General features: G+C 35.6%; 11 protein-coding genes. 4 read left to right on the top strand and 7 right to left on the bottom strand.

Translation table 11 applies throughout. The features are described 5' to 3' along the window. Window positions 1-4 precede the first annotated feature (4 nt). From ACFSQJ_RS03000 to purU, 4 genes are all read right to left on the bottom strand, one after another. Window positions 5-3022 carry a SusC/RagA family TonB-linked outer membrane protein gene (locus tag ACFSQJ_RS03000; protein WP_377765421.1) on the bottom strand — a complete coding sequence of 1006 codons (3018 nt, stop codon included), beginning with the start codon at window positions 3020-3022 and terminating at the stop codon, window positions 5-7. Between the two features lie 231 nt (window positions 3023-3253). After that, window positions 3254-4786, bottom strand: coding sequence for a helix-turn-helix domain-containing protein (locus tag ACFSQJ_RS02995; RefSeq protein WP_377765420.1), 1533 nt, complete (start codon window positions 4784-4786; stop codon window positions 3254-3256). A 346-nt stretch (window positions 4787-5132) separates the two neighbouring features. Next, entirely contained in the window at window positions 5133-5846 is a 714-nt protein-coding gene (locus ACFSQJ_RS02990; RefSeq protein ID WP_377765418.1) for a DUF4197 domain-containing protein, read from the bottom strand. A gap of 28 nt (window positions 5847-5874) precedes the next feature. After that, entirely contained in the window at window positions 5875-6723 is an 849-nt protein-coding gene (gene purU, locus ACFSQJ_RS02985) for a formyltetrahydrofolate deformylase (RefSeq protein WP_377765417.1), read from the bottom strand. Window positions 6724-6864: 141 nt separating this feature from the next. Here purU and ACFSQJ_RS02980 point away from each other — a divergent pair, with 141 nt between their 5' ends. Then, a complete protein-coding gene (locus tag ACFSQJ_RS02980; RefSeq protein ID WP_377765415.1) occupies window positions 6865-10320 on the top strand; it encodes a methylmalonyl-CoA mutase family protein in 3456 nt (1151 codons plus the stop codon). Between the two features lie 125 nt (window positions 10321-10445). Here ACFSQJ_RS02980 and ACFSQJ_RS02975 read toward each other — a convergent pair whose 3' ends face one another. Next, a complete protein-coding gene (locus ACFSQJ_RS02975) occupies window positions 10446-10835 on the bottom strand; it encodes a hypothetical protein (protein WP_377765414.1) in 390 nt (129 codons plus the stop codon). A 118-nt stretch (window positions 10836-10953) separates the two neighbouring features. On the opposite strand from ACFSQJ_RS02975, the gene ACFSQJ_RS02970 reads away from it, so the two are divergent. Next, window positions 10954-11409, top strand: a complete 456-nt coding sequence (locus ACFSQJ_RS02970; RefSeq protein ID WP_377765412.1) for an Lrp/AsnC family transcriptional regulator — start codon at window positions 10954-10956, stop codon at window positions 11407-11409. Window positions 11410-11470: 61 nt separating this feature from the next. Beyond that, entirely contained in the window at window positions 11471-12886 is a 1416-nt protein-coding gene (locus ACFSQJ_RS02965; protein ID WP_377765411.1) for an alpha/beta hydrolase, read from the top strand. On the opposite strand, the gene ACFSQJ_RS02960 is transcribed toward ACFSQJ_RS02965, so the two are convergent. Continuing rightward, entirely contained in the window at window positions 12876-13607 is a 732-nt protein-coding gene (locus tag ACFSQJ_RS02960; RefSeq protein WP_377765409.1) for a DJ-1/PfpI family protein, read from the bottom strand. The genes ACFSQJ_RS02965 and ACFSQJ_RS02960 overlap by 11 nt on opposite strands. A gap of 66 nt (window positions 13608-13673) precedes the next feature. Between ACFSQJ_RS02960 and ACFSQJ_RS02955 the strand changes: the two genes are divergently transcribed. Then, entirely contained in the window at window positions 13674-14318 is a 645-nt protein-coding gene (locus ACFSQJ_RS02955) for a DUF1684 domain-containing protein (protein WP_377765407.1), read from the top strand. Between the two features lie 54 nt (window positions 14319-14372). On the opposite strand, the gene ACFSQJ_RS02950 is transcribed toward ACFSQJ_RS02955, so the two are convergent. Next, window positions 14373-15401 (bottom strand): outer membrane beta-barrel protein, encoded by a 1029-nt coding sequence (locus ACFSQJ_RS02950; RefSeq protein WP_377765405.1) that lies wholly within the window; start codon window positions 15399-15401, stop codon window positions 14373-14375. Window positions 15402-15465 lie beyond the last annotated feature (64 nt).

Here is a 15465-nt window from a genome sequence, read left to right as displayed (position 1 = left end):
TTAGTTAAAATTGTATTCTCGCTCCGAATGAGTAAGATTTTGCTTGTGGCGCCGTAAAGAATGATTCTCCTTGAAATAAAGGATCAATATCATCTGTCACCTCCGGATCAATACCATCCATTTCATCAGCTTTGATGGTGAATAGGTTGGTAGCGGTTGCATATAACCTTATGGACTGAAAGAGACCTCCTAGTTTATCCAAGGCTTGTTGAGGAAGACTATACCCAAGAGTAACATTCTTTAACCTCAAGTAAGAAGCGTCAAGTTGTTGTTGACTGGATCTTTGGTTGAACAGGTTAAAAGTAGAACTGGTCGGGCTCGGTAAAAATGCATTATCACCGGGTTGTCTCCAATAATTCAAGTTTTGTCTTCTAATATTTACAATACCGCCAATGGCATCATTTCCATCAGCAAAACGTAAACCATCGATTACAACTTCGTTACCATATGAGTAATTCATTAAGAATGAAAAATCGAAATTCTTATAGTTGATGATATTTGTTATACCTCCTGAAAAATCTGGCAACGGACTTCCGGTAACAACACGATCGTTTGAGCTTGGGTTGTTTGTGATATTTCCATCAACATCGAGCCATTCGGCATCACCTGTTTGCGGATTCACCCCTACATAGCGTATTAAAAAGAAGTTGTTCAATGATTCCCCTTCAATAGCTCTTTGAATAGGTCCATCAATAATTCTTCTACCCTGTGTATCAGTAGCTGCATCTTCGTTTAATCGCAGCACCTTGTTTTTAATTGAGGTTAAGTTGAAGTTAGTTCTCCACGTGAAGTTTTCTTTTCTAACATTTACGGTGTTCAACTCAAACTCCCAACCTGTATTTTCCATTTCACCAATATTTCTACTGATACTAGTAAAACCTGTTTGTGGTGGTAAAACCTGATTCAATAATAAATCACTAGTGGTTTTTTGGAAATAAGATGCATTAAATGTTACTCTACCATTTAAAAATGTAGATTTAAGACCAATATCCAAAGTTTCACTTTCTTCCCATTTTAAGTCAGGATTTTCAGGTTGATTTGGAATTACACCAGATTCTCCATTGTAATCTGCAATAGGTCCGGCATTAAACAATCCTAATGATGGAAAAGTTCCTAATCTATCATTACCTACGGTACCTATACTTGCTCTAAGTGATAGAAAATCAAAGAAGTTCAAATCTCGAATAAAGTCTTCTTCAGATAATGTCCAACCTGCTGCTGCCGACCAGAAATATCCAAATCGATTATTAGCCCCAAACCTTGAGGAGCCATCTCTACGAATAGATCCTTCCGCAATATATTTTCCTTTGTAGTCGTAAGTGACTCTTGAGAACAAACCGAACAGCCTAGACGGAAATCTATCTCCGTTTAATACCGTAGGTGTAGAGCCAGAACCTAAATTACGAAGGTCGTCTGTAAGAAAACCGGTTGAAGATACATTTGAGCGTGTTCTTAATGTTTCTTCGTAGTTAAGACCTAATAGTACTGTTAGGCTATGATCTTCAGCAAAAGTATCTGTATAATTCAGAGTTTGGTTAGTCAGCCAACGATCCTCATTAACAAATATTTGCTGTGCAAATCCACCTGGTGAATTGAATTCAGCATTTCGAATAAATTCCTCTAAACTTAATTTATCAATACCAAACTCTGAACGCCAAGTTAAACCTTTAATAGGTGTAACTTCGGTAAAAGCATTACCGATAACACGAAAAGTTTTAAGCTCATCTGTATTTAAAGCAACACGAGCAAAAATATTAGGAATAAAGGAACCAGATTGCGCAAAATTACCTTCATCATCAAATGCACGTACTACTGGGCTTTGAAGAAACGCTGTAGTAAAAGGAGCATTAATATTATTCTCTACACCAACTCTATTTAGGCGGTTATTAGTAACCCCCAGATTCATTCCAGCTTTTAACCACTCCGTAACTTCTGTGTCTATATTAATTCTTGCACCAGCTCTTTGCTGATCATTACCAACAATAAAACCTTCGGTATCTTGAAAATCCAATCCAAAGAAGAAAGAAGTTTTTTCGCTACCTCCTCTAATACCTAAGTTATAGTTTTGAGAAATTCCTGTTCGTTGTACACCACCTAACCAGTCTGTACCTCCAGAACCTAAAGCTCCTAATCCTAAATCTTCAGGAGATGTTGGTGTACCATTTTGTAAGGTTGCTACTTCTGACTTAAACTGACGAAATTCGTCGGCTGTTAATATATCTGGAACATCTGTGGATTCAGAATACGCGGTATTTACGTCTAATGTAACCGAAGTTCTAGAGTTCTTTCTACCTTTTTTAGTAGTAATCAAAATTACACCGTTAGCTCCTCGAGAACCGTAAATAGATGTTGCACCAGCATCTTTTAAAACCGTTAAAGATGCAATATCATTTGGGTTAACATAAGATAGTGGATTGATACCTGTATTTCCACCTCTATTTAAGGTATTACCAGCGGTATCTGTAATAGGTACCCCGTCAATCACTATTAGTGGTTGACTACCCGAGTTAATTGAGTTAACCCCTCTTACCCTAATAACGGCGGCAGACCCGAGAACCCCAGATGCATTTACAATTTGGGTACCAGCACTTTGCCCCTGTAATAATTGATCCGCGGAAACCACTTGCAAATTTTCAATGGCCTCTTCTTTAACAATACCCACATTTTGAATAATTTTTCGTTCTTCTTGATTGCCATAACCAACAACAACGACTTCTTCAAGTGCCTGGGTGTCTTGTTCCATCTGAACATTTATAGTATCAGATGCCCCCACAGTAATTTCAACCGTTTTTTGTCCTAAATAGGAAAAAACCAATACGTCTCCAGTACTTGCCTGAATAGCATAGTTTCCATCAAAATCTGATTGCGTACCGGTAATGGTACCTTTTACCAAAATGTTTACTCCTGGTAGCGGCAAACCTTCAAAATCGGTAATTGCTCCAGTTACATTTTTTTGTTGTGCGAATACGGAGAAAATCCCCATTAAAAAGAGCATGCACAACCATTTAGTCCTGTTTTTCATACTTAACTATTGTTTTGAGTTAGAATGTAAGTACAGCCCTGACGTTTTGATGACTAATTCAAATAATTACTCTAATAGAAAATGAGACCAAAGTCTAGTCTTTTCGTGTAAGCGTAAATGTCTCAGGGCTGTCTACATTTTTAAGTTATTAGGTCAAATTAACAGCGTGAGCAATGGTTTTCAGGAAAGTCCTATAAACGTTTACTAATCCGATAAATGTTTACTAGTAATTTACGCCTGTATTTGCGGGGTAAGTCTTTGAAATTGACTAGGGGTGAGTTGGGTGTCTTTTTTAAAGGCCTTGTTAAAAGTTACCTTATTGTTATAGCCTACCTCATAGGCTATATCTATAATATTCAGATTGCGTTGTTGATCATCGGTTAAAATTTTCTTGGCTTCTTCGATTCTATATTTATTTACCAACTCATGAAAACTAACCTTAAAATGTTCGTTTATGACTTGTGAAGCATTATGTCTTGAAGTGTTCAATTTATGGGCTACCATTTCTAAGTTAATATCATTTTCTTTATAGATTTTTTCGTCTTTAAAAAGATGCTCTAAGTGATTCTTGAGTTCTAATGATAAACTTGTTGTAAGACCAGACTTTTCGTATTTCGGAAATAGACGATTGGCATATGAAATCACGCCATTAAAGACACTTGGCTGAATGTTTGCGGAATAACCAATATATAGTACCATTAAAGCCATGCTACCCACCTGAAAATTGAAGAAAAACCCAGATATTATACTATTACTAATAAGAATACCATAAATTAAGTAAGAGAATATATATAAGAAATGAATATGGTATAAATTGCGTTGCCATAACCTACTTTGTTTTTCTAGATTCTTGCGTCCGACACTTTTTAAATACATTTTTCTTATAAAAAAGCCATAGACTATTAGTGAAACAAGTTTGAGTATTACTATTATTATTAGCGTTTTTGAATCGGAGGCATTTACGCTGTTCTGAACTCTATCTAGCATTAGGTCGAGTTTGTCATTTGGAGATAGAGAATACGTTGGAATCAGATAAATAACCACAAGTATAGTGGGTATAAAATGTGCCAAGTCTACATATTTAAAAGAATAGTTATGAACTATTTTTTTAAAGTATAAGAAAAGAAGGGGTCCGTACAAAAATGAAAAGCAAGTTGACATTCTATAAGTATGAGGATATTCAAATTGGTAATTGGTAATTAATAATCCTATATGGAATATGAAAAAGGTATGTATGAATATAAAACCACTTATTAACAACCTCGCCGGAAGTTTTATTTTTTTATTAAAGTTTAAAATAAGAAATGTGTAAAATCCGACAAAAGATATAAAGAGATAAAAGAAAGACCAGAAGTTTAATTTAGGACTGTATTTGGTTTTCAAAAGTTTAAAATCATCTGAATTTCTAATATCATCAAAACCCTCATGATTTAAAAAATCTGTATTGAATTCTAGAAGAAAGTAGGATTCAATATATTCAATAGATTTCGCGGTATCTCCAAGTCCAGCTTGACTTAATGCAAGCTTTTTTAAGAATTTTGATTTGTTAACTCCTTTTCGCTTTATGCCTTTTTCATATAGTGTTATGGCATCTTCAAACCGCTGAATATTATAATAATAGTCAGCCCAACGAATAGAATCCTGCGGATAAGCCAAGTTAATGTTATCTTTTTCAAGTATTGTATTCAAGGGTGTGATTGCACCGAATACAATTTTCGTGGCTAGCAGGAGCAAAAAAAGTATTTTAACTTTAAATGAACCCATTTTTTGATTGATGAATTAGCACTTACATACAAGGTAAAAAATGTATAGGGCTGAAATCTTAAAAAAATCTTAAAAAAAGTAAACCCCGATAAGATGTTACCTTCTGAAAAATTTAGCCTGGGATTATTTTGAATTCACTAAATGAAACTCCTTTCTAGTAAAATATTGAATGTAAAAAAAAAAACCGGCATGAACACCGGTTTTAAACTAACTAACTCAAAAAAATGTTAACTCAAATAAACTTTTACAAAATTCATTTAAAAGGCTTTTACCAAGGTTAAATGAATTTTAGCAATATGTTATAATTGCTACGCTTTCTTAAAACAGTAACGGTTTTTTTTGAGTCTTATTGTCTGCCTTGATCTTGAAAAGCAAAAACCTTCTTGAGAATATCGGTCGTGCGAGACGATATTTTTGTTCTTATCGCTTTTTCTTCAATCTCGACCATAGTAAATACCCCATCAAGAGCTTCTTGGGTCACATAGTCGGTCAAATTAGGATTTACATCATTCGTAAGCGGGATATTATTGTATTTGGTAATTAGGTTTTCCCATATCTTATCAGCACCAACTTTCTCAAAAGAGTTTTTGATTATCGGATTGAACTTTTCGTACAATTTGGTTTCTGTTCCTTGTTGCAAATAGTTCGTTGCAGCATTATTGCTTCCGAGTAATATATTTTTTGCATCATTAAAAGTTATACCTTTTATAGCTTCCACAAAAATTGGGGTCGCTTCGCTTACGGCATCTTCTGCAGCTCTATTTAACACTTTTAGGCCCTCGTCGGCAAGGTTGCCAAGGCCAATATTTCTTAAGGTATTGTCAACTTTTTTCAATTCCTCCGGAAGTAGTATTTTGACTAGTTCATTTTTGTAGAAGCCATCTTTTAAGGTTAATTTACTTACCTGCTTTTCAATGCCCATATTAAGGGCTTCTTTTAGACCTAGAGCTATTTCGGCATTTCCTAAAGTGCCACCTTGAGGCAATTGATTAACCACCTGTTGTAGCTCGGCACAGCCCATCAACTGAAAAATTATAAGAAATATGACTATTTTTTTCATGATAATTTGTTTAAGGTAAAGGTACCATTTATGAAAATACCAAAGTTTTATTATTGCACACCATGGTTTTTCTGTCTATATGGAGTTTAACAGCGGTAGAAAGAACAATTTTTTCCAGATCTTTTCCTTTGGTAATAAAATCTTTAATAGAATGCGAATGGGTGACTCGAGTTACACCTTGCTCTATTATTGGCCCGGCATCCAATTCTTCGGTAACATAATGACTTGTAGCACCAATTATTTTTACACCTCGCTTGAATGCCGCATGGTAAGGCTTAGCACCAGCAAAGGCAGGTAAAAAGGAATGATGAATGTTTATAATCCTATTAGGGTATTCATTAATTAACTTTGTTGAAACTATTTGCATATACCTAGCTAAAACAATAAAGTCTATCTGGTGTTTTTTCAATAACTCCAATTGCTTTGATTCAGCCAGGTATTTTGATTCTTTGGATACTGGGATATGGTAAAAAGGAACATCAAATTGTTGGGGTATGTAGGCCAAATCATCATGGTTGCTGATTATAAAAGGAATTTCAACTGCAAGCTCTCCCGAATTATATCTGCTTAACAAGTCATATAGGCAATGGTTGTATTTAGAAACAAAAATTGCCATTTTGGGTTTAACATTTTGAGCGTGCGAACTCCACTGCATATTATAGCTATTCCCTAATTGCGAATTAAAGTCAATATCAAAATTGGTTTTATTGAAACCATTATCAAACTCACATTCAATACGCATAAAGAATACGTTTGTTTCTGTATCAACATGCTGGTCTAAATAAACAACATTTCCACCTTTTTTGTGTAAAAAGTGGGTAACGGCACTGATTATGCCAATTTGGTCCGCGCAATGTATTACTATAGTAAGCTTCAAAATAGATATTTAGCCTTCAAAATTATAGTATTCAAAAAAGAGTAGGCTTAATGTTAAGTATTTTTATAAAATTCGAAATGCAATCCTTTTTTCTTTGCATTTATCGTAAATTGCACCCAAAAATTTGATTCTTTTTTGCTAATGGAACAACAAGCGCCATACCAACCTAAAAACAAAATTAGAATTGTAACCGCAGCATCGTTATTTGATGGTCATGATGCTGCTATTAATATCATGCGAAGAATTATTCAGGCGACCGGTGTTGAGGTAATTCATTTAGGTCATGATAGAAGTGTTGCCGAGGTAGTTGATTGTGCAATTCAGGAAGATGCAAATGCCATAGCAATGACATCTTATCAAGGTGGTCATAATGAGTATTTCAAATACATGCATGACTTGCTAAGGGAAAAAGGAGCTGAGCACATCAAAATTTTTGGTGGTGGTGGAGGCGTAATTCTTCCGGAAGAGATCAAAGAGCTGATGGATTATGGTATTACTAAGATTTATTCTCCTGATGATGGCCGAAAAATGGGCCTGCAAGGCATGATTAATGATTTGGTCTCAAAAGCCGATACTGCGGTGCCGGAATTGAAAATTGGCAAAGAAGCTAATTTAATAGATCTACTTAAGGCAAAGAATACAAATACCATTGCCAGAATGATATCGTTGGCCGAAAATCGCCACGAAGAATTTGAAGCTCATTTTACAAGCTTAAAAAAATCTGATGTTAATGTCCCCGTCTTAGGAATTACGGGAACTGGCGGGGCCGGAAAATCTAGTCTTGTAGATGAGTTGGTAAGAAGGTTTCTGATAGATTTTCCTGATAAAAATCTCGGAATAATTTCTGTCGACCCATCAAAACGAAAAACAGGTGGGGCATTATTAGGTGATCGTATTCGTATGAATGCGATTAATGACGAGCGTGTTTATATGCGGTCCTTAGCAACAAGGCAATCAAACTTGGCCTTGTCCAAATATGTGAGTGAAGCGGTCGATATTCTAAAAATCGCCGAATTTAATCTAATAATTTTAGAAACCTCTGGTATTGGCCAATCCGATACTGAGATTTTAGAACATAGCGATGTTTCTTTATACGTAATGACCCCCGAATTTGGTGCGGCAACACAGTTGGAAAAAATCGACATGTTAGATTTTGCCGATATAGTAGCCATCAATAAGTTCGATAAAAGAGGTTCTTTAGATGCCTTGCGCGACGTTAAAAAGCAATACATGCGTAATCATGGGCTATGGGATATAAGTCAAGATGCATTGCCCATTTATGGTACCATTGCTTCTCAATTCAATGACCCTGGGATGAATCGATTGTACAAATCGATAATGAATATTTTAGTAGACAAAATAGATGCTAAATTAGATTCTACTTTTGAGGTCGGTAATGAAATGGCCGAGAAAATTTTTGTGATACCACCTGCAAGAACGAGATATCTTTCTGAAATTTCTGAAAATAATCGGACGTATGATTTAAAATCTAAAGAGCAGGCAGATGTAGCGCAACGCTTGTACGGTATTTTCAAAACCATTTCATCTGTTTTACGACTAAATTCGCCAGAGAACGAAGAGTCCATTTTATTAAAATCGGGACTAGATGAGACCAAAATAATAGCGCAGTCGGATGAAAGGGATAAAGAGCTGGTTTCACTTTTAATAAAAGAGTTTGATAGGGTAAAAATGGATTTAAACCCGCACAATTGGGATTTGATTCTAAATTGGCTCCAAAAGGTGGAAAGTTATAAAGCGCCTATTTATTCTTTTAAAGTCCGCGATAAAGAAATAAAAATAGAAACACATACAGAGTCACTTTCACATTCACAAATACCTAAGGTTGCGTTGCCAAAATATAAAGGTTGGGGCGATTTATTAAATTGGATGCTTCAAGAGAATGTTCCAGGAGATTTCCCATACACCTCAGGATTATACCCATTTAAAAGAACCGGCGAAGATCCTACTCGAATGTTCGCAGGTGAAGGTGGGCCAGAACGCACGAATAGAAGATTTCATTATGTGAGTCTTGATATGGATGCAAAGCGTCTATCAACTGCTTTTGATTCAGTAACTTTATATGGAAATGACCCAGGTCATCGCCCCGATATTTATGGTAAAATCGGTAATGCTGGTGTTTCTATTTGTTGTTTGGATGATGCGAAAAAATTATACTCAGGTTTTGATTTAAGTAATCCAATGACCTCGGTGAGTATGACGATTAATGGTCCTGCTCCGATGCTACTTGGGTTTTTTATGAATGCCGCGATTGATCAAAACTGTGAAAAGTATATTCTTGAAAACGGACTACAAAAAGAGGTTGAGGAAAAAATCAAAAAGATATACAAAAATAAAGAGGTAGAAAGACCTTCTTACGTTGGTGATTTACCCGAAGGTAATAATGGTTTGGGTCTCATGCTTTTAGGGGTTTCTGGTAATGAGGTTTTACCTGAAGAAGTATATCAAAAAATAAAAGAAAATACCTTAAGTCAAGTGAGGGGTACGGTGCAGGCCGATATTTTGAAAGAGGATCAAGCACAGAATACCTGTATTTTTTCGACAGAGTTTGCCCTACGCTTAATGGGTGACGTACAAGAATATTTTATTCAAAAGAATGTAAGAAATTTTTACTCGGTATCTATATCAGGTTATCACATTGCCGAAGCGGGAGCAAACCCAATATCACAGCTGGCATTTACCCTTTCTAACGGTTTTACATATGTAGAGTACTATTTAAGTAGGGGAATGGACATTGATAAATTTGGTCCAAACCTGTCGTTTTTCTTTTCTAATGGAATTGACCCTGAATATGCAGTAATAGGACGTGTTGCCAGACGTATCTGGGCCAAAGCCATGAAAGAAAAATATGGTGCCGGACCACGTGCACAAATGTTGAAGTACCATATTCAAACTTCGGGTAGAAGCTTACATGCCCAAGAGATTGATTTTAATGATATAAGAACTACGCTTCAAGCATTATATGCCATTTATGACAATTGTAATTCGCTACATACAAATGCCTATGATGAGGCAATCACGACACCTACGGAGGAATCGGTAAGAAGGGCAATGGCGATTCAATTAATTATAAATAAAGAATTAGGTCTTGCTAAAAATGAAAATCCGCTCCAGGGCTCGTTTATTATTGAAGAATTAACCGATTTGGTTGAAGAGGCAGTGCTTTTAGAGTTTGATAGAATTACAGAAAGAGGTGGGGTTCTTGGTGCTATGGAAACTATGTACCAACGTTCTAAAATTCAGGAGGAAAGTCTTCATTACGAAACCTTAAAACATTCTGGTGCCTATCCCATAATAGGGGTAAATACTTTTCTATCTTCTAAAGGGTCACCGACCATATTGCCTGCGGAAGTTATAAGGGCGACGGAAGAGGAAAAACAAAATCAAATACGAACACTGCAGAGTCTGCAAACTAGAAATAAAGAAAAGTCTACAAAGCTTTTAAAAGAGTTGCAGGAATCCGCTATTAAGAATGAAAATATTTTTGATAAGTTGATGGAGGTTAGCAAATATTGTTCTTTGGGTCAGATTACTAATGCACTTTTTCAGGTGGGTGGGCAGTATCGCAGAAATATGTAAACAGAGCGTCTATTTTAAAAAGCATAGCAGCGTATAAAGAAGAGTTCGAATCACTTACACATAGCTCGCAGAACTGCCCTTTTTGAAATTTTGTTTCGGCCTGTTTTTAAAAGTTTTAAAGGTATCTATTTCAAAGATTTACGCCATTGCTTAAAGGAAACGCGGAAAGATTTTAACTCCCTGCGCAATAAGTTTACATACTCTTTTTCCTTAACCCCATCATAATCAAGGCCATTGCAGTATGAGCTTAAATTTCTTGTAATCGTATTAATAAAAGAGGCACTTTGTAGTCTAGCTTCATATGAGTTAGTGGTTACGGCCTGCTCTATCTGTTTAGCAATTAGATTAGAATCTATAAATAAAGAACTTGCAATTTGCTCCCTCAAACTAGCGGTTTTTTTAAGCTTCAAAATATTTTTTTCCTTTGAGAAATATGAAGCTACCGCCGAACTTAAATCATGAAGTGCTAGCGATTTTTGATAAACAGGTAATGCGTAGTAGGGTGTGTGCTTCATCTTTTTTCAAAAAAAATTTCTACCATAAAATTACATCTGAAAAATAAAAATTAAATTTATAAAATAAATGATAAAGTTTTTTTTACTTTATTAAAAGAAGAATTAAAACTATAAGACTTTGGAAAACAAAGTAGATAAGATTAATTGGAAAATACTAGAGTGTTTGCAATTAAATGCAAGGGAGTCCTTTGTGAATATTGGAAAAAAAGTTGGGCTAACTCCCCCAGCGGTGGCGGAGCGCGTAAAGAAGATGGAAGATTTGGGAATAATTGAAGGTTATAATACGGTTATTTCTCATTCAAAAATCGGATTGCAACTAAGGGCGATAGTTGCTTTAAGGGCTTTCGTCGGTAAATTGAAACCCTTTTTAAGTAAGGTTGATACCTTTAATGAGGTAGTAAACTGCTATAGAATTACTGGTAATGAAAATATTATAATGGAAGTAGTTTTAAAAGATCAGTTCCATTTAGAACAGTTTATTGATACCTTAATAACCTATGGAGAGACAAGAACGCATATTATTTTGTCAAATGTAGCTTCGAATGTTCCCATAACTAAAATAGGTAACACATAAAAACGTTAATTTTATGGAATATCCAGAATCTTTTTGGCTAGATTTTTGATGTAATTGCTGTATGAAAAGAAATTATTTACCTGTACTTCTTGTATTTTTTGTTTTAAATTTTAGTTTTTCTCAAGGTCTCGTTTTGCAGAAGGGTGCAATTATAGACTCCATAGCCGTCAAAGATTCTATTCAAGAAACGTTTTCGTTATACCTGCCCACAAAATTTGAAAATAAAGGACAATGGCCAATTCTTTTCGTATTTGATGGTGAGGGAAGAGGTAAGCAGGCTTTAGGGATGTTTCGTCAGGTTGCCGAAAAAGAGAATTATATTTTAGCTGCTTCCAACGCTGTCAACGATTCAATATCGGTAGCGAAAAATGTGCTTATAACCAAGCGGATGCTCTCTAAAGTAAATAGCATACTGCCGATAAACTTAAACCGAATTTATACTGCTGGTTTTGATAGTGGTGGACGTATGGCCAATTTGATGCCTATTTTTTTTAAAGATATCGAAGGCGTAATTTCTTGTGGTGCCGGATTGGCGAATGTGGAACTTCTAACTTCTAAAAATCCTTTTCACTTTATTGGTATAGTGGGTAAAGAAGATTATGACTATCCAACTTTATTATCGCATGAAAAATTTTTAAATGGACTTAACATTCCAAATAACCTGCTTGTATTTGATGGCGGAAAAGAATGGCCTAAGGCCGTATATCTTCAGAAAGCCTTGCGGCTATTTACTTTATCGGCAATGGCAAAAGGCCACGAAATCAAAGATTCTTTATACATCAAAAGAGCTTACAATGAAGATGTTACTCTTATTGAACAATTAAAGAAAGAACAAAAATTGCTCTTGGCAGATAGAGAAATCTCTGAAATGCTTAATGTATACCGAACGCATAAAGATTTAGACTCGCTAAAAACCATAGGAAAAAATATTAAAAAGGATAAGCAATATCGAAGTTTGAAAAGAAACGAAAGTGCTGCTTTTTTCAAGGAAGAGCTTCTAAGGGAAGATTATATCTATTATTTAGAAGAAGATTTATACACCTATAATTATAATAATTTGGGCTGGTGGAATTATCAGGTAGGCGAATTGAACAAGTTTATTAAGGGTGATACGGAAGCTGAGCGACAAATGGGCAAACGCCTCTACGGATTTTTGAATGCCCTCATAGAAGATAACATCGATATTGTAAAGTCTGAAAAAATTGTTGATGATGAAGCTTTGATTTTGTTATCTATGCTTAAAACAATCAGTGAGCCAAAAAACTATGATTACTACTTAAATGTAATTTCATTAAGTTCAAAATATGAGGAATATGGCACGGCACTTTTTTATTTAGAAGAAGCCTTTAAAAAGGGATTTAAAAACAAAGAGAGGCTTGATAGGTTAGAGCATACAGCGCTACTTCGCATAGCACCGGAGTATAATAAATTAGTAGAGAAGTATTTTGACGAGGCCCGTTATAAAATCACCGATTAATAAATTTCGGCACTTCCGATAAATTCCAATCAATTACAAGACCGCCTGCTAACGACTCTGCAATTTCCTTTCCATAGAGGTACTCACAGAGATATAGTGCTGCTTCAAAACTTTTAGCCCCTCCGGCAGAGGTAATGTACTTTCCATCGTGCACAAATAAAACGCTGTCTTTTACCTTCAATTTTGGAAACATCTTTTTATAGCTGCCAATATCACTGGGGAAAGTAGTAGAAACAGCACTATCTAGTAATCCTGCTTTGGCTAAAACAAAAGCACCATCACAATGTGAGGTCATAAACAGGGCGTCTTTATCAACTTTTTTAATGAAATTTAGCATGATAGTGTCCTTAAGGTCAGTATCTAAATGATGTTCGGCACTCGGTACAACCAAGATGTCAATTTTAGGGAGCGAATCTTCAGTATAGTCAAAATCTGGTAAAATACGAACGCCTTCAAAAGATGTTATAGGAGTAAGCGTATTAGCTACGGTAAAGGTATTCATGGCTTTAATGCCTTTTCTGTACTGCGTATGCTGAAAGATATCATATGGTGCTGTAAACTCTGTGTTATAGACTCCGTCCATTATTAAAAAGGCTACATTATACCTGTTTGGCTCTAATTTAGGAAGATGTCTTTTTTCTTTTTTAGCTACTGCGGGTGTTTTTTCTCTACATTCAAAGAGGATAAAACCCAATATTATAATGAGAACTATGTTTCGCATCCTGTAAATTTGAAATTGGATTTCAAGGTAAAAATTTAAAAAGGAAATCCTTAGTATTTTTGTAGTATGAGACAGATAATCTTATTCTTTTTTAGTTTTTCGTTGTTAGCCTGTGGTCAAGATAAAAAATACCATGACACTAATAGCGATGCAGAAATGGCTGCATCAAAAGGAATCGCTGCCATTTTAAATTTTCAAGAGGAGTTGAATGCTGAGTACAAAGACCCCGAAACTTCACCTTTGCCTGATAGGTATCGGAAAGATTTTGAAGAGCTAGATTTCTTTAAACCAGATACAAGTTATATTGTTGAGGCAAGGTTTGAACGAACACCTGATGCCCTGCCTTTTATGCTAGCTACAACTACGGATAGAAAAACAGAGGAGCTTTTATACGGTATAGCTCATTTTGAGCTTAACGGTGAAAAACATGAACTTGAAATTTATCAAAGCTTAGGTCTTATAGAAAAGGAAGAATATAAAGACTATCTGTTTTTACCTTTTTTAGATGAAACCAATGGTGATGAAACATATGGAGGAGGCCGATACATAGACTTAACGATTCCGGAAGGAGATACAATTATTATCGATTTCAACAGGGCCTATAACCCATATTGTGCTTACAATAAAAAATACTCCTGCCCCTTAGTGCCAAGGCAAAATTATTTGAAAACTAAGGTGATGGCAGGAGTAAAGGCTTTCGATAAAAAATAAAAGTCCCCCAACATGCCGTTGGAGGACTTTAAGAATTTATATGTCCTCTATTATTTAGAAAGAATAGACTGCTGCAATTAAGAATGAAGACAATCCATTTGTTGCTTCTCCGTCATTGTCAAAAAATACCGGAGCATCATCGCTCCAACTGTCCAATCTAATTTCTGGTTTAAAAGTTAAATTGTCCACACTATAGCTCCCTGTTAATGTTAATCCTAAAACGGATGGAATATCTCCTGTATCGATACCGTCAATTGTTGGTTGAAAATATTCACCTCTCAAACCAAGCGTGAAAGCCTCGCTTGTTTTATACTGTGGATACAACGCTGCGCCGTAAAAACCGTTTCCTTCATCCGTAGCTAATGCCGCATTTATCCCCAAAAAGAAGTCATCAGATAAATCAACACCGCCAGTGTAGTCAACTTCAAACCCTAAGACTTCTCCGCCGTCATAGTAAAAATTCAAATACTGACCAGAGTAACCGAGTTGTGCACCCAAAGAATAAGCTCCGGTTCCTGAATTAAAGTTGGTGTCAGTTGGGTTCATAATGGCCAGCATTAAACTAAAATCATCTGATAAGGCAAAATCAGCCTTCAATCCTACATGTGAAAAAGGACCGCTAGAGAATAAATAAGAAGTACTGTAGTTGAAATTTCCTGTTGGGGAAATAACCTCATACCCTAAGAATGTATTGAACCTACCGAAAGTAAGCGTAGTACTTTCGGAAACATTCCAATATGCGTACAGTTGATTTACATAAGGAATATCACCACCTACAGCGGCATCGCCCCTTGGACCAAAAACTAAATCGGCCACGGCACCTACTTTACCGCTCTCGTAAGAAGCAATTAAATTAGCCATACCTAGATTAAAGCCGGTACCATCTGCAAAAGAGGTCCCCGGATTTTGGGCGCCAACATCTGTTGAGCTTAAGTTAGTTCTAAAATAGGTATCGACCGAACCCCCAAGTGTAAATTTCTTTTCTGTTTCTTCTTCCTCTTGCGCAAAAGAAGCTGTTGACATTAATGCAAAACCTGCCAAAAATAAATTTTTTACGAAATTTGTATTTATAATCGTTTTCATATTTCAATGTTTAGGGCACCCAAAAGGCGCTATTAAATTTTTGAGTTTAATTGTAACTGATTAA

Source organism: Croceitalea marina, from assembly GCF_042684265.1.
GTDB classification, from domain to species: domain Bacteria; phylum Bacteroidota; class Bacteroidia; order Flavobacteriales; family Flavobacteriaceae; genus Croceitalea; species Croceitalea marina.
Note: the sequence above shows the minus strand (reverse complement) of the source record. Positions and strands in the feature narration are given on the sequence as shown.